Consider the following 19,044-nt stretch of genomic DNA (forward strand, 5'->3'; position numbering starts at 1 on the left):
GGCCGATGAGGCCTAAAGCAGCACACACGACAGAATGAAAACTGTCAGGTATCATCCCGGTCCAAAATGTCGACCATCAACCCGGTCGTTCACGGCTAAGACCCCTCCCCAACCCCTCCCCACAAGGGGGAGGGACTTAAACTGCCGCACCCGCATTCCAAATATCTGCCTTTCGGGAGGAGCGAGACGGTGCCCCAGGTTAGTCCCTCCCCCTTGTGGGGAGGGGTTGGGGAGGGGTTTTACCAGCCGAGAAAAAGCATTGGAGATCATCTTCCCTCGGGCAGCTTCAACGGCCCATGCGTCTTGATGCTGCGGATGGCGAAGTTCGAGCGAATGTCGCTGACGTTCGGCAAGGTCAGCAGCGTTTCTGTCAAGAGCCGCTCATAGGCAGCGAGATCCTCCACCACCACTTCGGCCAGGAAGTCGGCCGTACCTGAGATCAGAAAGCAGGAGACGATCTCGGGAATGGCGAGCAGCGCCTTCTGTTGCGCCTCGGAATTTTCGCGGCTGTGATGCACCACCTTGAATTCGACGAAGACCGTCAGGCCGAGACCGACCTCCTTGCGGTCAATATCGGCGGTGTAGCCGCGGATGATGCCCGAACGTTCGAGATTGCGGATACGGCGCAGGCAGGGCGACGGCGAGAGGTTCACCTTCTCGGCGATCTCGACATTGGTGGCGCGGGCATCCTCCTGCAGGCATTTCAGGATGGCAATATCGAATTTATCGAGATTTGGCATTTTCGGAATTTCCATCAGCATGATTTGGCAGAAGATTGCGTGTATCATGATTTTCAAGCCACAGATAGCAAGGACATGCCCCTGCTTCCGGCGCTAATCTCTTCCTCAACCGGACAGGATCCGGATGGAGGAAAGGATTGGAACGATGAGCACGATCGCATTTTCAAACGACAAATCACCATCTCAGAGCCTCGGTTATGCCGCCGGCACCATCACCGTACTGATCTGGGCGACCTGGTTTCTGGCGACCCGCCACAGCGCCGCGACCTCACTCGGCTCGATCGATATCGGCCTCATCCGCTTCGGCATCCCGGCGCTGGCACTTTCGCCCGTCTGGCTTCGCATCGGTCTGCTGCCGAAAGGCGTGCCGCTCCATCTGCTGGCGATCATGGTCGCCGGCTGCGGCGCAGTCTTCTTTCTGGTGACGACGCTTGCCATCCACTCCACACCGGCCGCATCCTCCGGCATCCTGCTCGGCGGCTCCATGCCGCTTGCCACCGCATTGATCGGCATTCTCTTGTTTCGGGAGCGGCCGGATGCCACGCGCATTGCCGGGCTGGCCGCCATCGTCGGCGGCGTGATGATCCTGCTCGCCCGCAGCCTTGCCGATGCCTCCCTGCCCTGGACAAGTTTTGTCATGCTGCCGGCTGGCGCCGTTCTCTGGGCAAGCTACACCCATGCCTTCCGCCGCTCGGGGCTGACGGCCATTCAGGCGAGCGCGCTGATTGCCGCCTGGTCCTTCCTGATCATGGCCGTGCTCGCCCTCGTCTTCGGCATCTCGCTGCCGCAGGCCCCGCTTGCCGAAATCGGCCTGCAGGTGTTGAGCCAGGGCATTCTGTCAGGCCTCGTCGCCATGGTCGCCTATGGCACGGCGGTCCGCATCCTCGGCGGAACCCAGGCCGCCGCCTTTACCGCATTGACGCCTGTTCTTGCGACGCTCGGCGGCGGTTTCCTGCTTGGCGAAACGATCGGTCTTGCCGAAATCAGTGCCGCAGTGATCACCGGCATCGGTGTCGCACTTTCGACGGGGATTGCCGCGCGACGCTGACCATCAGCCGCGACCGACAATATGAAGCCGCCGACAGCCATTGCTGCGGCGGCTTTTCAGTGTGCTCTCGGTCGTTCAGGCCTGGATGACGACGACCCTGGCGCCGACCTCGACGCGGCTATAGAGGTCGATCACATCGTGATTCATCATGCGGATACAGCCGCTCGACATGGCAAGGCCGATCGATTCCGGCTGATTGGTGCCATGAATGCGGAAATGCGTGTCGTTACCGCCGCGATAGAGATACATCGCCCGCGCCCCGAGCGGGTTGTTCAGGCCCCCCGGCATGCCGCCGGCAAGCCTGCGATAGCGTTCCTCGCGGCGCTGCATGTTTTCCGTCGGCGTCCAGCTCGGCCACTCGGCCTTGCGCCCGATATAGGCGTTGCCGGCAAATGCCAGTCCCTCGCGACCGACACCGACGCCGTATCGCATCGCCCTGCCGTCGCCGAGGACGTAGTAGGCGCGACGCGCCGGCGTGTCGATGACGATCGTGCCCGGCGCATGCGCGCTTTCATAGGCGACTTCCTGGCGGCGAAGTTCCGGCTTGATCTTGTCGATCGGCACCTGCCTCAGCGGAAACTTTTCATCCGGGAGCGCGGCATAATTCGTCTGGCTGTTCAAGCCGGTCGAGGAGCAGCCGGCGACAAAAAGCGGCAGAGCGATCAGAAAACCCCGGCGGGAGATCGTCATGAATGTGTCCTTAGTGCGTCAACAAGATGTCGCAAGCTAAGGAATTTATGGTTAACGAACGGCTAACGGCCGCCGTCGAAAGGCGATCACGAAGACGTCACCGGTCGAAATCACCGCCGATGTCGGCGATGCGCCTCACATATTCGGATAGACCGGCCCCTCGCCGCCCTGCGGCGGTACCCAGTTGATGTTCTGGTTGGGGTCCTTGATGTCGCAGGTCTTGCAGTGCACGCAGTTCTGGGCGTTGATGACGAAGGTCTTGTCGCCATCCTTCTCCACCCATTCGTAGACGCCGGCCGGACAGTAGCGCGTCGACGGGCCGGCATAGATGCCGAGCTCGGAACTCTTCTGCAGCGCCATGTCCTTGACCTGCAGATGCACCGGCTGATCCTCCTCGTGATTGGTGTTCGACAGGAACACCGAGGACAGACGGTCGAAGGTCAGGACGCCATCCGGTTTCGGATAAGCGATCGGCTTGTGGTTTGCGGCCGGCTCCAGCGACTGCGCATCCGTCTTGCCATGCTTCAGCGTGCCGAAGAAGGAGAAGCCGAACAGCGTGTTCACCCACATATCGAGACCGCCGAGCGCCACGCCGACGGCAGTGCCGAACTTCGACCACAGCGGCTTGACGTTTCGCACCCGCTTCAGGTCGCGGCCGATGTCGGTGGCGCGCCATTCATTCTCGATCTCGACCACCTCGTCATGGCTGCGGCCCGATGCAATCGCCGCCGCCAGCTTCTCAGCCGCCAGCATGCCCGACAGCACCGCATTGTGGCTGCCCTTGATGCGCGGCACGTTGACGAGACCGGCCGAACAGCCGATCAGAGCCCCGCCGGGGAAGGAAAGCTTCGGCACCGACTGATAGCCGCCCTCGGTGATCGCGCGCGCGCCATAGGACAGCCGCTTGCCGCCCTCGAAAGTTCCGCGGATCGCCGGATGGGTCTTGAAGCGCTGGAACTCCTCGAAGGGGTAGAGATAGGGGTTATTGTAGTTCAGGTGGACAACGAAGCCGACGGCCACCAGATTGTCTTCGAGGTGATAGAGGAAGGAGCCGCCGCCGGTTTTCATGCCGAGCGGCCAGCCGAAGGAATGCTGCACCAGACCGGGCTTGTGATTCTCCGGCTTGACCTGCCAGAGCTCCTTGATGCCGATGCCGAACTTCTGCGGCTCGCGGTCCTTCTGCAGATCGAACTTGGCGATCAGTTGCTTGGCGAGTGAACCGCGCACCCCTTCGCCGATCAGCGTGTATTTGCCGCGCAGCTCCATGCCGCGGGTATAGTTCGGGCCGGGCTCGCCATTCTTCTCGATGCCCATGTCGCCGGTGGCAACGCCGATCACCGCGCCTTTGTCATCGTACAGCACTTCGACGGCAGCAAAACCCGGATAGATCTCGACGCCGAGTTCCTCGGCCTTCGTCGCCAGCCAGCGACAGACATTGCCGAGCGAGACGATGTAGTTGCCGTGATTGTTCATCAAGGGCGGCATCAGCACATTCGGCAGACGGATCGAGCCGGCGGGACCGAGGACAAGGAAGTGATCTGCCGTCACCTCCGTCTTGAACGGATGGTCGGCATCCTTGCGCCAGCCCGGCAGCAGCCTGTCGATGCCAATAGGATCGACGACGGCGCCGGAGAGGATATGGGCGCCGACCTCGGCCCCCTTCTCCAGCACCACGACGGACAGTTCCGGATTGACCTGCTTCAGCCGGATCGCCGCCGCCAGACCGGCAGGACCGGCGCCGACGATTACAACGTCGAATTCCATGCTCTCGCGTTCGGGCAGCTCAGTCGTCTCGGTCATTCATTCGTCTCCGCTTGGCCAGTGGCCATCATCCCATGGCACTGTCTTGTCAAAACCGCGAAGCATTGTCGAGCCGGGATGCGACAGCCAATCCTCAATTCGCACAAAGACATTTCAGCCGATGCGAGACTTACAACAACGTTTACGTTAACGTCAATTGTGAAACCCGCGAGACCACGGCCCTCCCTTTCCTTTTTCGTCGCCCGCGCCTTATACATCCCTCGAAGACATCGGAGGAAATCATGGATCTCGGTATCAAGGGCAAACGGGCGCTCGTTCTCGCCTCCTCGCGCGGGCTTGGCCTCGGCATCGCCACAGCACTCGCGCGCGAAGGCGCAAACGTGCTGCTTTGCGGACGCAGTGGCGAACAGCTGGAGGCCAATTGCGCGGCGATCAACAGCGAAGGCAATGGCCGGGCCGACTGGATCTGGGCCGATCTTGGCGATGAGCGCTTCGTCGAGACGGCAACGACGGCGGTGAAGGAGAAGTTCGGCGGCATCGACATCCTCGTCAACAATACCGGCGGACCAACCCCCGGCACGACGGAGGAGATGACGGCCGAAAAGCTCGAAACCTATTTCCTTTCCATGGTCGCGCGGGTGATCACCCTCACCAATGCGCTGCTGTCTGATATGAAGGCGCAAGGCTGGGGCCGCATCCTGACGGTCGCCTCATCAGGCGTGATCGAACCGATCGCCAATCTGGCGCTGTCGAACACGCTGCGCCCGGCGCTTGCCGGCTGGAGCAAGACGCTTGCCTCCGAAGTGGCGAGCTTCGGCATCACCACCAACCTGCTTCTGCCGGGCAGCATCCTGACGAGGCGGCTCGACGACCTCGACGGCGCCGCGGCAAAGCGGACGGGCAAAAGCCTCGAGGAAATTCGCGCCGACAAGGAGGCGCGCATTCCCGTCGGCCGCTATGGCAGGGTCGAGGAATTTGCCGCAACGGCCGCCTTCCTGTGCAGCCAGCCGGCAAGCTACATTACCGGCTCGCTGATCCGCTGCGACGGCGGCGCCGCACGGTCCGTCTGAAGCCGCTCAGGCCGCACGGGCCGCCGCGGCGGCCCAGGTCGCCGCGCTCCGGATCATCTGTTCGACATTGGCCGGATCGTCGGCAAGTTCGGCCAGTTCGGAAAGCCGATGGAAGCCCGTCAGAATCGCAATGCGCCGCCGGTCAAGCCTGCGTCCGGTCAGGATTTCATAGGCCGAGACAATGCGCGCGGTCAGATCGGGCGAGATGAAGTTCGAATAGATGAACTCCTGATGCAACGGACCGAAACCTGAATCGGCGAAATCGTAAATGCCGTTCAGCCTGCGTTGCCGATAGTCGAAGGCCATGTTCCAGCCGTGGCCGTCGAAGAAGCCGTAGACGTTGCCGTAGGGATCCGGCGGCAAGGCTTCGAAATCCGAGACGACGGCCTCGGCAAAGCGCTTGATATCGGGCGGCAGCAGCGGCAAAGCCTTCGTCCGCACTGCCTCCGGCGATTGCCATGGCTGGATTGCTTCGGCGCCGGCCGACCGTAGGCGATCGGCATCGAGCGCGTGCAGTTCGGCGTAGAAACGCGCGAGGTCCTCCGCCAGGTGCTGGCGGTCGCCCTGCCCGAGCGCATCGTAATCTTCGGCAATGAGATGTTCTCCCTCGAGCTTGGCGTGGCTGGAGAAGATCGGCGGCCCGTCGTGAATGCGCATGTCGGGTACCGCCATCGACAGCGAGGGTCGAACGATATCGAGCAAGGCGGCTTCCTTCACGAGCGCTCTTTCGGCGCCGAGATGGCGGGGAAACTTGAAGATCAGCGTGTCGTCGACGTCGACCGCCATCGAATCCCAGCCCTTTGCCGCGAGCTTGAAAACGGAGGCCGTCAGTTCCGGAAATACACTTGTGATGAGAGAGCGAAATTCGCTGACGTTCAACTCTGTCATGACGACCTGCCTTTTCTGTTTTCACCTGTTCTTTGGGTGCAGCCGAGCAGCATCGGCCCGTCGGGAACCGCCGGCGTGCAGCCGCCGAAGCCGCGCCACGTGGCACCCGCACTATATTAGTATAATTTGAATATTACGGAATATTCATTACAAAAATTTAAGCCGTTATAACCACTTAGTGATCGCGACACCGGAATTATGTCTTTTTTGCGCCGCAATATAAGCGGCTCAATCAAAGCATAAATTTGCACCCTTGCTCAAACCCCGGTCTCACCCATGAAGAAATTTTGGATCACCGTCAGCTTTGTCGCAATCGCCGCGGTCGGCGTTTGGCAATTCGGGAATCTGGTCCCTTATGCCGCGCGCATTCCCTACCTCTCCGAGCTCATCAAGCAGCCGGCCGGCGGCAATGGGGGCAGCAGGCAGGCACAGGGCGATCAGACGCAGGCCAATCAGGCCGAGAATGGCGGGCAACACCAGGGTGGCGGGCGCAGACGCGGCGGCGGTCCAACTGTCGTCAAAACAGTCGCTGCGGTGAAAACGACGCTGCCGACGGATGTCACCGCGTCCGGCTGGGCCGATGCCGACGACAATACGACCATGGCCGCACAGGAACAGGGCCTGATCGTCAGCATCAATGCGCAGGACGGAGCCACCGTCAAAGCCGGCGACCTGATCGCCAAGCTGGACGACCGGACGGCGAAGGCGGCGGTCGACAAGGACAATGCGATGATCGTCCGGGATACGGCGACGCTTTCGGAAGCGGAGACGGCGCTGGTTCGCGCACAGGACCTGTTCGACCAGAAGGCCGGCACCCAGCAGAGCCTCGACCAGGCAAGAGCTGCCCGCGACACCGCCGCGGCCACGGTCGAGGCCGACAAGGCCACCCTCGCCTCGGATCAAGTCATCCTCGAGAATACGGATATCCGGGCGCCCTTCGACGGCCGGCTCGGCGATATTGCCGTCAGCAAGGGCGCCTTCCTCAATGCCGGCTCGGCAATCGTCACCATCGCGAAATACGATCCGATCTATGTGAAATTTCACCTGCAGGAACGTTATCTGCGCGTCCTGAAGAAGGCGCTGGCAGTCGGTCCGGTCGAAGTCAGCACAGTTCCCGCTTCCACCAAAGGGCAAGTCCGCAAGGGCGAAATCAGCTTCTACGACAACACGGTCGACACCGCCTCGGGCACGATCTTAGCCAAGGCAAAGTTCGAGAATGCCTCCGGTGCGCTCTGGCCCGGCCAATCGGTCAATATCATCGCGCATTTCAACAACGACCAACAGCAGGTGGTGGTGCCTACGGTTGCCGTCAGTCCCGGCCCGGACGGTTTCTTCGCCTTTGTCGTCAAGGACGGCAAATCGCATCTGACGCCGGTCACCGTCGCCCGCGCCAATGGCGGCTTCACCGCTATCGAATCGGGTCTTCAGCCGGGCGACCATGTCGTCATCGAAGGCCAGGGCCAGCTCAGCGACCAGCAGGCGATCAACGAGCAATTCGACGAAAAGACGCTTGATGTCGCCGCCGCCGAAGAGCCTCGGCAACCGCAGCAGTCCGAGACGATCGCGGTGGGAGCTCAGCAATGATCCCGAATTTCTGTATCCAGCGCCCCGTCGCGACGACGCTGCTTGCCATCGGCGTCATTCTGGCAGGCCTTGCCGGCTACCGGCTCGTGCCGGTTGCAGCCCTGCCGCAGGTTGATTTTCCGACGATCAACGTTTCGGCCCAGCTGAGCGGCGCCTCGCCGCAGACCATGGCGACCTCGGTTGCCACGCCGCTGATCAAGCAGTTCGAGACCATTCCCGGGATCAGCGAAATCAGCGCCTCGAGCTCGCTCGGCAGCACCAGCATCGTGCTGCAGTTCGACCTCAACCGCGATATCGACGCGGCTGCTGCCGACGTGCAGGCGGCGATCTCGCACGCGACGCGGCAGCTGCCCGACAACCTGACGACACCACCGAGCTATCGCAAGACCAACCCGGCCGATGCGCCTGTGATGCTGCTCTCCGTGCAGAGCAACACCATGCCGCGCAGCAAGCTCGACGAGATCGCCGAGGACATCATCTCGCCGTCGCTTTCCACCCTCCCCGGCGTCGCCCAGGTCAGCGTTTACGGCGCGCAGACCTATGCCGTGCGTGTCGAGGTCGACCCCAACAAACTGCTCACCCGCAGCATCGGCATCGATACCGTCAACAAGGCGCTCTCTGCCGCCAACAGCCAGCAGCCAGTCGGCACGCTGCAGAACAATTCGCAGAGCATGACCATCACCGCGAATACGCAACGCACCAATGCCGACCAATTCCGGTCACTCGTCATCGCCAATCCGAACGGAGCGCCGATCCATCTGGGCGATGTCGCCGATGTGGAGGATGGGGTCGAGAACCAGTATACCGGCAGCTGGTATGACGGCCAGCGCGGCATCATCCTCGCCATTCAGCGTCAACCCGATGCCAATACGGTCGATGTCGTCGATGCGATCAACGCCAAGCTGCCGCAGCTGCACGCCGAAATTCCGGCCTCGGTGACGACCGTGGTCATGAACGACGCCGCAAAACCCATTCGCGCCGCCATTGCCGACGTGAAGTTCACACTGTTCCTGACGATCGGCCTCGTCGTTCTCGTCATCTACCTCTTCACCGGCCATGCGACCGCGACGATCATTCCGGGACTTGCCGTTCCGCTGTCGCTGATCTCGACCTTCGGGATGATGTATGTGCTCGGCTACAGCATCGACAATATCTCGCTGTTGGGGCTGACGCTCGCGGTGGGTCTGGTGGTGGACGATGCGATCGTCATGCTCGAGAACATCCTGCGCCACGTCGAAGAAGGCATGCCGGTACGCGAAGCGGCGATCAAGGGGGCGGGCGAAGTCAGCTACACCATCATTTCCATGTCGGTTTCGCTAATCGCCGTCTTCATCCCGATCCTGCTGATGGGCGGCGTCGTCGGCCGCGTGTTCAACGAATTCGGCATGGTCGTTGCCATCGCCATCATATCGTCGGCGATCGTCTCGCTGACGGTGACGCCGATGCTCGGCTCGCGCCTGTCGAACAATCACGGCCGCCCGCCGCTCCTCATTCGCTTCTTCGATGCCGGCTTCGAGCGGACGCTCAACGGCTACGACAGGGCAGTCGGCTGGTGCCTACGCCATCGTCTGACGATCCTCGGCGTCTTCCTGGGCTCCGTCGCACTGACGTTCTATTTCTTCATGACGCTGCCGACGAGCTTCTTCCCGCAGGAGGATATCGGTCGCCTGTCGATCAGCACGCAGGCCCGGCAGGACATTTCCTATTCCGCCATGGAGGCGCTGCAGCAGCAGGCGGCAGCCGTCGTCAAGGCGAACCCGGCGGTCAACCACGTGATGTCGACGATCGGCGGCAACCCGAACAAACCGCAGAACAACGGCTCGATGTTCGTCGAACTCAAGGACAAGAAGGAGCGTCCGCCGCTTGACCAGACGCTGCGCGAGCTGCGCACCGCGATCAACAAGATCCCCGGATTGCAGGCGTTCGTGACGCCGAACCAGAGCCTGCGCTTCGGCGGCCGCCAGACCGCCAGCCAATATCAGCTGGTCATCCAAGCGCTGAGCGCCGACCAGACCAACCTCTGGGCCGGCAAGATCCAGGCGGCGATGCGTGGTGACCGCGGGCTGTTCACCGATGTGACATCGGATGCCCAGAACAACGCCCTGCAGGCCAATATCGTCATCGATACCGAGCGGGCAGCCGCTTACGGCATCGACAATGATACGCTGCGCACGACACTGCAGGAATCCTTCAGCGGATATGCGGCGGCGGAAATCCAGTCGACCGGCGACAGCTACGACGTCATCGTCGAATACGACACCAGCAAACCCTGGGACGATCAGAAGCTGTCGGAGATCCGCGTCGCCTCCTCCAATGGCAGCCTGGTGCCGCTATCGAACTTCGCCCATGTGCAACGCACCACCGGCCCCGTGACCATCAACCAGACCGGCCAGCTCGTCTCGACCACCGTTTCCTTCAACCTGCCGGAAGGCGTCTCGCTCAGCGACGCGACGGCGGCGATCGACCAGATCAAGGAGGAGATCAGCCTACCGGCCGATGTCTTCACCTCCTATGGCGGCACGGCGGAGATCTTCCAGCAGTCGCAGGGCAATACGCCCTATCTGATCCTGGCGGCCATTCTGACCATCTATGTCGTGCTCGGCGTGCTCTATGAAAGCTTCATCCATCCGCTCACCATCCTCTCCGGCCTGCCGGCGGCGGCCTTCGGTGCGCTGCTGGCGCTTAAGATCATGGGCTTCGACCTGTCGATCATCGCCCTCATCGGCCTGCTGATGCTGATCGGCATCGTCAAGAAGAACGCGATCATGATGATCGACGTGGCGGTGGAGACCATGCGCACAACGGGCGAAAAGGCGACGGCGGCGATCCACGAAGCCTGCGTGCGGCGCTTCCGGCCGATCATGATGACGACCTTCTGCGCCCTGCTCGGCGCCCTGCCGATCGCGCTCGGCACCGGCGCCAGCTCGGAGCTGCGCCAGCCGCTCGGTATCGCCGTGGTCGGCGGCCTCGTCGTGTCGCAGCTGCTGACGCTGTTCATCACTCCTGTCATCTTCGTCGAGATGGACCGGTTCGGCCATTTCCTCGGCCGGCTGATGGGCCAGAAGAAGGTCGAGGAGCCGGTGCTGCAGGAGACAAGGGCGCTGGCCGCCGAGTAAGGCGTTCTGACGATACCGGGCCTTGCCTGTCCGCTTCTTGCCCCCCGAGCGGCGAAGAAGCGGACGCGGCAACGCGTCTCGGTCTTCAATCCACTTGAATGTGTCACGCCCCTGTGGCATCAACCGCCCTCCTTGATCCGGGCGTCCTTACGCCCTTGCGGAGCGCTGCTCCGTCTCCAGCAACAATCGGCATGAAGAGGTGCGGGCATGGCTCAGGCGCTGGGTTTCGACTTCGGCACGACGAATACGGTTCTCGCCTTTGCTGATGGCGGAGCAACGGGTTCGATGACGTTCACAAGCGCGGCCGGGACGACCGACAGCATGCGGACGGCGCTCTCCTTCATGAAGGACGCCCAGCTCGGCGCCTCGGCGCTGAAAGTGGAGGCGGGCCATGCGGCGATCCGGCAATTCATCGACAATCCCGGCGAATGCCGGTTCCTGCAGTCGATCAAGACCTTTGCGGCAAGCGCACTGTTCCAGGGCACGCTGATCTTCGCCAAGCGGCACAATTTCGAGGACCTGATGGAGATCTTCGTGCGGCGCCTGCGCAGCTATGCCGGCGACAGCTGGCCGTCTCACGTCAGCCGCATCGTCACCGGCCGGCCGGTGCATTTCGCCGGCGCCAGCCCCGATCCGGCGCTCGCGACCGAACGTTACAACGAGGCGCTGTCGCGCTTCGGCTTCCCCGAAATCCACTATGTCTACGAGCCGGTCGCCGCCGCCTTCTATTTCGCGCAGAACCTGAAGCAGGATGCGACGGTGCTGGTTGCCGATTTCGGCGGCGGCACGACCGACTATTCGCTGATCCGCTTCGAAACCGTCGCCGGCAGGCTGACGGCAACGCCGATCGGCCATTCCGGCGTCGGCGTCGCCGGCGATCATTTCGACTATCGGATGATCGACAACATCGTTGCGCCGCTGATCGGGAAAGGAAGCCATTTCAAGAGCTTCGACAAGATTCTCGAAGTGCCGTCCAACTACTATTCCAGCTTCGGCCGCTGGAACCAGCTGTCGATCTTCAAGACCACCCGCGAATTCGAGGATCTGAAGAAACTGGTGCGAACCAGCCTGGAGCCGGAAAAGCTCGAAATCTTCATCGACCTCATCGACCATGACGAAGGCTATCCGCTCTACCAGGCGGTGTCGGCGACGAAGATGGCGCTCTCGGCTGCCGACGAGGCGCTTTTCGACTTCGCGCCGCTCGGCCGCGGCGGACAGCGCAGCATCAAGCGCCGCGACTTCGAAGGCTGGATCGCCGAGGATCTCGCCCGCATCGAAGGCGCGCTCGACGAGGTGCTCGTCAAGACCGAGACGAAGCCTGCTGAGATCGACAAGGTGTTCCTGACCGGCGGCACCTCCTTCGTGCCGGCGGTGCGCCGCATTTTCACCGAGCGCTTCGAGCGCGACCGGATCGAAAGCGGCGGCGAGCTGCTGTCGATCGCCCACGGACTGGCGCTGATCGGCGAACGTGACGACATCGCGCAATGGACTGTGCAATAAAGCCGGCAAGCGCGGCCAATGTGCCGCCCGCCCTTTCAATGCCACGATCTCTTCGCTAGATTTGCCGCATGATCTCCGCCAACGACCTTTCCCCCGCCGAGCTTGCAGCGCTTCTGCATTTCCATGCGGATGCCGGCGTGGAATGGCTGCTGGAAGAAGAGGCGGTCGACCGCTTCGCCGAATTCGAGGCGATGAAGGCTGCGCGCCGTCCGCCCGCGCAAACGCAGCAGGAACCATCTCCCGCTGAGCAACGTCCGTCGCCTGGGCAGCGCCAGACATCGCCTCGTCCGAGTGCAGCAGCACGTCCAGCCCCGGCCTCCGGGCCGCAGCCGGCGATCCCGGACGGCGAGGCCGTGCAGCAGGCGCGTTTCGTCGCCGAAGCCGCGCGGTCGCTCAGCGAGCTGAAGACCGCGATCGAAGCCTTCAACGGCTGCAATCTCAAGCACAGCGCCCGTTCGACCATCTTTGCCAGCGGCAAGGCCGAAAGCGGCATCATGGTCATCGGCTCGGCACCGAGCGCCGAAGACGATCGGGAGGGCACGCCGTTCTCGGGGAAATCCGGCCAGCTGTTCGACAAGATGCTGGCGGCGATCGGGCTTGACCGTTCCAGCGTCCTGCTGACGCAGGTCATTCCCTGGCGGCCGCCCGGCAACCGTCCGGCGTCGCCGGCCGAAATGGATATCTGCCGACCCTTCATCGAGCGGCAGATTGCGCTCGCCGAACCGCAGGCGATCCTGCTGCTCGGCAATTTCGCGGCGCGGTTCTTCTTCGGAGAAAACGATACAATCCACGGGCTGCGCGGCCGCTGGAGAGAAATTGCCGTCGCCGGGCGCGTCATCCCCGCCATCGCCAGCCTGCATCCTCAGGATCTGTTAACCGCACCGGTCAACAAGCGGCTGGCCTGGAACGACCTGCTGGTCTTTCAAGCTAAGCTTAATGCACTCTCCTTGCTTAGAAATTAGCCGAAGTTAAATAATTCATGAAGTGTTCCATGCGTTTTTCGCATGGCTGCATCGCGTCACGATGCATTGCAGAATCGATGTTGCACTGCAATATAAAGGCGTGTCTTGGGAGGAATTACAGGAACCAAGGCCATGAACAAGCGATTTCGTCCTATCCATTGCGGGTTTGAAACCCTTCGCCTCGCCGGCGACCAGATTCGTTCCTCGCACGGCTATAGCCGTTTCGGCTTTGCCGCGAACGAGCAGATGGTTGCCCGCGGCACCGGCATCAACGGCCGCACGGCGCGTCCGAACGCGATTTTTTCCGACTTCCAGCAATATTGAGCGGCAGGTGCTGCAGCCCCGTGCGTCTTTTCGGAGGCGCAAGGGCTCCGATTTAAAGAATCGTGCAGCTGCCTGCCCTTCATGTCAGAGTAAGCCACCATGTCGACGATCCTGCTATCGCTTCTGCGCAACATCGAAACCTTCGAACATATCCGCGTCGCGGTCTGCGCCGCGCGGGAATATGAGCGCGAGCTGTCGGTCAGGCCTGCCGATTCCGCCTCGGATCTTGGCGCGGGTGCAGCGGCGATCGTTCTCTGATCAGACTGCCATCTCTTCGATCCGGGCTTTCGCCCATTCGAAGGCTTCGTCGACATAGGCGAACTTGACGGCCTGCCAGGCGCAATATTCTTCGACAAAATCCCGCGATATCCAGAGCCGCGTCTTGCGCGGCTCGTCACGCCAGCCGACGCAGCCGCGCTGCGCCGCCTTTGCCAAGAGCCTCTGCAGGTGCGTGCGCGACATCATGAAATCGGCGGCGAGCGCGCGGGTTTCGACGCGGCCGACGACAAACCTGTCGGACTCGGTGTTCTCGATATCCATTCGGCTGATGAAGTTGTCGACGACGAGGCCGCCGGCTTCCGTCCAGAGAAACTGTGCCACCTGCTCCGGCGGCTCCCGCCAGGCGGCATCTTCCAGGCAATGGCGGGCAATGCGCGGCTGAACGAGCTTCATCAATGCTGGATTTGCCTGGAAAAAGGTCGCCCTTTCGCCGCCATCGAGCAGGTCGAGAGCGGCCAGATTGGCGTGGATCCAGCCAAACATCGCCTGGTGGCTGACATTGGCCGGTTCGAAATGTCGTGGCCGGCGCCGCTCGTCACCAGGCGTGTGGGTGATGAAGCGGTAGGTATAGAGTTCTTCGATGAAGGCGAGCACGGTGTTACGGCTCGCCACCTTGTGTGCGGTGATGCGACCGGTCAGCCGAACGGCGGTGAAACCCGACGTCGGGTCGCGCGGATCATATTCCAGGTGAAGCGCATAGGCGGTCTGAGTCAGGAGCCAGCGCTGATGGGAGGCGAGCAGTCGCGCCAAACGCGGACCGGCGTCGAACATGCCGCGCGTCTGCCCAGCCAGAAAGCGGATGCTCATCAAAAAGGAGCAGTTCCCCGCCAATTGCTCCGCCGTGAACGCCATTATGCTTTTCTCCATCTCCGCTCGCAGGCCAGCGTTCGGAGCAGTAATATCGAAGCCGCAAACCGGCTCATTCAGACATGCATAGCATTGAATAAATGATAGTTTCTCATGTTCAACAATCACATTCCGCAGGTCGACGCCATCCCAAGAATTCGCCATTCTTTTCGCTCACCGGAAGCAAGCCGCGCACGACGGCAATCTCTGCGTTAAATAGGCCGGTCGGAACCTCAGGCTTGCGGCGTCGTCGCCTTGCGCGCCTCTCGCTGTTCGATGCCCAGCTGATGCTCGCGATAAATGATGAAGATACCGGCAGCAACGACGATGACGGTACCGATCAGCATGGTGACGGTCGGCACATCGCCGAACACGAAGTAGCCGACGATACCGCCGAGCAGGATCGAGGTATATTCGAACGGCGCGATGGTGGAGACATCGGCATGGCGGTAGCTTTCCGTCAGCAGAATCTGGGCAACGCCACCGCAAAAGCCGGCAGCGACCAGATAAAGCGCCGACGACCATGGCAGGACGAGCCAGCCGAAAGGAAGGGAAGCCAGCGAGAAGACCGACGCGGTGAGCGAAAAATACAAAACGATCGTCGCAGTCTTCTCCTCCTCGACGAGACGACGCACCTGGATCATCGCCATGCCGCCGAGAACGGCCGAGAGCAGCACGCAAAGCGCGCCGAGGGCCTGTTCGGCTTGCATGCCGCCGTCGCGCAACAGCGTCAGTTTCGGCCAGGAGACGATAGCGACACCGACGATGCCGACGAGGACGGCGCTCCAGCGATAGATGCGCACGGTCTCGCCGAGAAAAACCGCAGCGAAGATAACGGCGACGAGCGGCAAGGCGTAGCCGAGCGCGATCGCCTCCGGCAGCGGCAGATGCAGCAGTCCGTAAAAACCGAAAGCCATCGACAGGATGCCGATCGTGCCGCGCTTCAGGTGGCCGACCGGGTTGGCGGTGTGGAAGGCGGCGCGCAGCTGGCCGATATAGGCGAGATAGGCCATGATCGGGAAGAGCGCGAAGAAGGACCTGCAGAAGGTGACCTGGCCCGGCGGGATATCCGGGCCGGCCAGCTTGATGAAGGTCTGCATGGCCAGGAAGACCACGACCGACGAGACTTTCAGCGCAATGCCTCTCATCGGGTTTCTGAGAACCGAGTGCATGATCCTGGCTCTGATGCTGACTTAACAGGACGGGGAGACGCGTCCGACTCGGGGACGCGGCGAGTGACGTCTGTCATCGTAGCTAAAGAAAATCGAGATGGGCGAAAATTTATCGCTTTTCGCATCCAATCCGACCGGTCAGGCGGGAGAGCGGCGCTGCGGCGCTCGATCCGATATAGCGCCTTTCGGCCGACAGCCACGTCTATCCGCTTATATTTTGCCTGCGAACTTCGCGTTTGCCAGCAGTTTGCTTTAACTTTAGTTCAGACTTTAATGTAATCATGCCCGGCAATTTAGGCAGAGTGCGCCCGCCTCTGTATCCGCGGTTGTCAAATAACGGTCTTCAGGAAACACCATGCGAACAGATACCGGCCAGGTCATTCATCTGGCAGATTACCGTCCCACCGACTTCGTGCTGGAACGCGTGGACCTGACATTCGAACTTGATCCGACGGAGACGAAGGTCGAAGCGCGTCTCATCTTTCATCGGCGTCCGGGCGCCGACATTGCCGCGCCGATCGTGCTTGACGGCGACGAGCTGACGCTGGCGGGGCTGCTGTTCGACCAGGTGGAGCTTGACCCTTCACGTTATGACGCGACGCCGGAAAGCCTGACGGTGCGCGACCTGCCGGAGAGCGCTCCTTTCGAGCTGACGATCACCACGATCATCAATCCTGAAGCCAACACCCAGCTGATGGGCCTTTACCGCACCGGCGACATCTACTGCACGCAGTGCGAGGCGGAGGGCTTCCGCCGCATCACCTATTTCCCCGACCGGCCCGACGTGCTTGCTCCGTTCACGGTCAACATCATCGCCGACAAGGACGCCAACCCGCTGCTGCTGTCGAACGGCAACTTCCTCGGCGGCGCCGGCTACGGCCCCGGCAAGCATTTCGCCGCCTGGTTCGATCCGCATCCGAAGCCAAGCTATCTCTTTGCGCTGGTCGCCGGCGATCTCGGCGTCGTCGAAGATACCTTCACCACCATGTCCGGCCGCGAAGTGGTGCTGAAGATCTATGTCGAACACGGCAAGGAGCCCCGCGCAGCCTATGCTATGGATGCGCTGAAGCGCTCGATGAAGTGGGACGAAGAGCGGTTCGGGCGCGAATATGATCTCGACATCTTCATGATCGTCGCCGTCTCCGACTTCAACATGGGGGCGATGGAGAACAAGGGGCTCAACGTCTTCAACGACAGATATGTCCTTGCCGATCCCGAGACCGCGACCGATGCCGACTACGCCAATATCGAAGCGGTCATAGCGCATGAATATTTCCACAATTGGACCGGCAACCGCATCACCTGCCGCGACTGGTTCCAGCTGTGCCTCAAGGAAGGCCTGACGGTCTATCGCGACCAGGAATTTTCCTCCGATCAGCGCTCGCGCCCGGTCAAGCGCATCGCCGATGTGCGCCACCTGAAATCCGAGCAGTTTCCGGAGGATGGCGGCCCTCTGGCCCATCCGGTGCGGCCGACGACATATCGCGAGATCAACAATTTCTACACGCGGACTGTCTACGAAAAGGGCAGCGAAGTCACGCGGATGATCGCGACGCTCATCGGCAAAGACGACTTCAATAAGGGCATGGACCTCTATTTCGACCGCCATGACGGCCAGGCCGTGACGATCGAGGATTTCGTCAAATGTTTCGAGGATGCGAGCGGGCGCGACCTCACGCAATTCTCGCTCTGGTACCATCAGGCCGGCACGCCGCTCGTCACCGCATCGGGCGGCTATGATCCGGCTGCCGGCACCTTCACCCTGTCGCTCGAGCAGATGGTCCCGGCAACACCCGGCCAGTCGAGCAAGGAACCGATGCATATTCCGCTCAGCCTCGCACTCTTCGGCGAAAACGGCGGCAAGATCGAGCCGAGCTCGGTCAGCGGAGCGGAATATTCCGGCGAGGTGCTGCACCTCACCGACCGCGCACAGACGGCGATATTCCACGGCATCGGCTCGCGCCCGGTCGTCTCGATCAACCGCAGCTTCTCGGCGCCGATCAACCTGCATTTCGATCAGAGCCCGGCCGATCTTGCCCGCCTCGCCCGTTATGAGACGGATCACTTCGCCCGCTGGCAGGCGCTGACCGATCTGGCGCTGCCGAACCTTCTCAAAGCTGCCCGCGATGCGCGTGAGGGCAAGCCTGTCGCCTGCGAGGCGACCTTCGTCGAGACGCTGATTGCGGCTGCCGCCGACGAGAGCCTCGAGCCCGCCTTCCGCGCCCAGGCGCTGGCTCTGCCGAGCGAATCCGATATTGCCCGCGAACTCGGCGGCAATAACGATCCCGACGCCATCCATGCCGGCCGGCAGGCGATCCTGAAACAGATCGCCGATGCCGGAAAGAGCATCTTTGCCGACCTCTACGCTGCAATGACGAGATCAGGCAATTTCAGCCCGGATGCCAAAAGCGCCGGCCTGCGCGCGCTGCGCAATAGCGCCCTCACCTACCTCTCCTATGCCGAGCAGACACCGGTTCGCGCCAAGGCCGCCTTCGACGCGGCCAACAATATGACCGATCTCAGCCATGCGCTGACGCTTCTCGCTCATCATTTTCCCGAGAGTGCCGAGACGGGTCAGGCGCTTGCCGCCTTCCGCGACCGCTTCGCAGAAAACGCGCTCGTCATCGACAAATGGTTCTCCATTCAGGCCGGCATTCCAGGCGCCAAGACCCTGGAACGGGTGCGCGCCCTGATGGAGAATTCGCTCTTCAGGCGGACCAATCCGAACAGAATGCGGGCGCTGGTCGGCACTTTTGCCTTTGCCAATCCGACGGGCTTCGGCCGTGCCGACGGCGAAGGCTATCATTTCCTCGCGGGCGAAATTCTCGAAATCGACGAGCGCAACCCCCAGCTTGCCGCCCGCATTCTGACCTCGATGCGCTCCTGGCGCTCGCTGGAGCCGACGCGCGCCAATCACGCCCGCGCCGCATTGAGCAGGATCGAACAGGCGCCCAACCTTTCCACTGACGTCCGCGATATCGTCGAGCGCACGCTTAAAGGGTGATTTGCCGAACCGGCCGCCGCGCAGGACGTGACGGCCGGCCGGACCGCTGATTCGAATAGC

Annotated in this window: 15 protein-coding genes; 9 read left to right on the forward strand and 6 right to left on the reverse strand. The window is 61.9% G+C overall.

Features of this window, described 5'->3' with window-relative positions; all coding sequences use genetic code 11:
* Nucleotides 1-266: 266 nt before the first annotated feature.
* Entirely contained in the window at nucleotides 267-788 is a 522-nt protein-coding gene (locus tag GGD53_RS20780; protein WP_184458756.1) for an Lrp/AsnC family transcriptional regulator, read from the reverse strand.
* A 97-nt stretch (nucleotides 789-885) separates the two neighbouring features.
* Between GGD53_RS20780 and GGD53_RS20785 the strand changes: the two genes are divergently transcribed.
* Nucleotides 886-1,788, forward strand: a complete 903-nt coding sequence (locus GGD53_RS20785; protein ID WP_184458757.1) for a DMT family transporter — start codon at nucleotides 886-888, stop codon at nucleotides 1,786-1,788.
* Nucleotides 1,789-1,863: 75 nt separating this feature from the next.
* On the opposite strand, the gene GGD53_RS20790 is transcribed toward GGD53_RS20785, so the two are convergent.
* Nucleotides 1,864-2,478, reverse strand: a complete 615-nt coding sequence (locus GGD53_RS20790; protein ID WP_184458758.1) for a L,D-transpeptidase — start codon at nucleotides 2,476-2,478, stop codon at nucleotides 1,864-1,866.
* Nucleotides 2,479-2,613: 135 nt separating this feature from the next.
* On the reverse strand, nucleotides 2,614-4,278 hold the full coding sequence (locus GGD53_RS20795) for an electron transfer flavoprotein-ubiquinone oxidoreductase (protein ID WP_184458759.1): 1,665 nt from the start codon (nucleotides 4,276-4,278) through the stop codon (nucleotides 2,614-2,616).
* Nucleotides 4,279-4,520: 242 nt separating this feature from the next.
* Between GGD53_RS20795 and GGD53_RS20800 the strand changes: the two genes are divergently transcribed.
* Nucleotides 4,521-5,309 (forward strand): SDR family oxidoreductase, encoded by a 789-nt coding sequence (locus GGD53_RS20800; protein WP_184458760.1) that lies wholly within the window; start codon nucleotides 4,521-4,523, stop codon nucleotides 5,307-5,309.
* Between the two features lie 6 nt (nucleotides 5,310-5,315).
* On the opposite strand, the gene GGD53_RS20805 is transcribed toward GGD53_RS20800, so the two are convergent.
* The gene (locus tag GGD53_RS20805) at nucleotides 5,316-6,197 is read right to left on the reverse strand and encodes a phosphotransferase family protein (protein WP_184458761.1); all 882 of its coding nucleotides are present in this window, start codon (nucleotides 6,195-6,197) and stop codon (nucleotides 5,316-5,318) included.
* Nucleotides 6,198-6,473: 276 nt separating this feature from the next.
* Here GGD53_RS20805 and GGD53_RS20810 point away from each other — a divergent pair, with 276 nt between their 5' ends.
* The 6 genes from GGD53_RS20810 to GGD53_RS20835 all read left to right on the forward strand — a co-directional run bounded on the left by GGD53_RS20810 (nucleotide 6,474) and on the right by GGD53_RS20835 (nucleotide 13,941).
* Nucleotides 6,474-7,781 carry an efflux RND transporter periplasmic adaptor subunit gene (locus GGD53_RS20810; RefSeq protein WP_184458762.1) on the forward strand — a complete coding sequence of 436 codons (1,308 nt, stop codon included), beginning with the start codon at nucleotides 6,474-6,476 and terminating at the stop codon, nucleotides 7,779-7,781.
* Nucleotides 7,778-10,897, forward strand: coding sequence for an efflux RND transporter permease subunit (locus GGD53_RS20815; RefSeq protein WP_184458763.1), 3,120 nt, complete (start codon nucleotides 7,778-7,780; stop codon nucleotides 10,895-10,897). Before GGD53_RS20810 ends, GGD53_RS20815 begins: the two co-directional genes overlap by 4 nt.
* A 207-nt stretch (nucleotides 10,898-11,104) precedes the next feature.
* Nucleotides 11,105-12,397 carry an Hsp70 family protein gene (locus tag GGD53_RS20820; protein WP_184458764.1) on the forward strand — a complete coding sequence of 431 codons (1,293 nt, stop codon included), beginning with the start codon at nucleotides 11,105-11,107 and terminating at the stop codon, nucleotides 12,395-12,397.
* 68 nt (nucleotides 12,398-12,465) lie between these two features.
* Nucleotides 12,466-13,359 carry a uracil-DNA glycosylase gene (locus tag GGD53_RS20825; RefSeq protein ID WP_184458765.1) on the forward strand — a complete coding sequence of 298 codons (894 nt, stop codon included), beginning with the start codon at nucleotides 12,466-12,468 and terminating at the stop codon, nucleotides 13,357-13,359.
* 132 nt (nucleotides 13,360-13,491) lie between these two features.
* Complete coding sequence (locus GGD53_RS20830) at nucleotides 13,492-13,683, forward strand: hypothetical protein (RefSeq protein ID WP_184458766.1); 192 nt, start codon at nucleotides 13,492-13,494, stop codon at nucleotides 13,681-13,683.
* A 99-nt stretch (nucleotides 13,684-13,782) separates the two neighbouring features.
* Entirely contained in the window at nucleotides 13,783-13,941 is a 159-nt protein-coding gene (locus GGD53_RS20835; RefSeq protein WP_184458767.1) for a hypothetical protein, read from the forward strand.
* On the opposite strand, the gene GGD53_RS20840 is transcribed toward GGD53_RS20835, so the two are convergent.
* Together GGD53_RS20840 and GGD53_RS20845 are read right to left on the reverse strand one after the other, a co-directional pair.
* Nucleotides 13,942-14,814 (reverse strand): hypothetical protein, encoded by an 873-nt coding sequence (locus GGD53_RS20840; protein ID WP_184458768.1) that lies wholly within the window; start codon nucleotides 14,812-14,814, stop codon nucleotides 13,942-13,944.
* A gap of 227 nt (nucleotides 14,815-15,041) precedes the next feature.
* Nucleotides 15,042-15,980 carry a DMT family transporter gene (locus tag GGD53_RS20845; RefSeq protein WP_184458769.1) on the reverse strand — a complete coding sequence of 313 codons (939 nt, stop codon included), beginning with the start codon at nucleotides 15,978-15,980 and terminating at the stop codon, nucleotides 15,042-15,044.
* Nucleotides 15,981-16,335: 355 nt separating this feature from the next.
* Between GGD53_RS20845 and pepN the strand changes: the two genes are divergently transcribed.
* Nucleotides 16,336-18,984: an aminopeptidase N gene (pepN, locus tag GGD53_RS20850; RefSeq protein WP_184458770.1), complete on the forward strand. Its 2,649-nt coding sequence runs from the start codon at nucleotides 16,336-16,338 to the stop codon at nucleotides 18,982-18,984.
* The last annotated feature ends 60 nt before the right edge of the window (nucleotides 18,985-19,044 follow it).

This window comes from Rhizobium aethiopicum (assembly GCF_014197535.1).
Classification (GTDB): Bacteria; Pseudomonadota; Alphaproteobacteria; order Rhizobiales; family Rhizobiaceae; genus Rhizobium; species Rhizobium aethiopicum_A.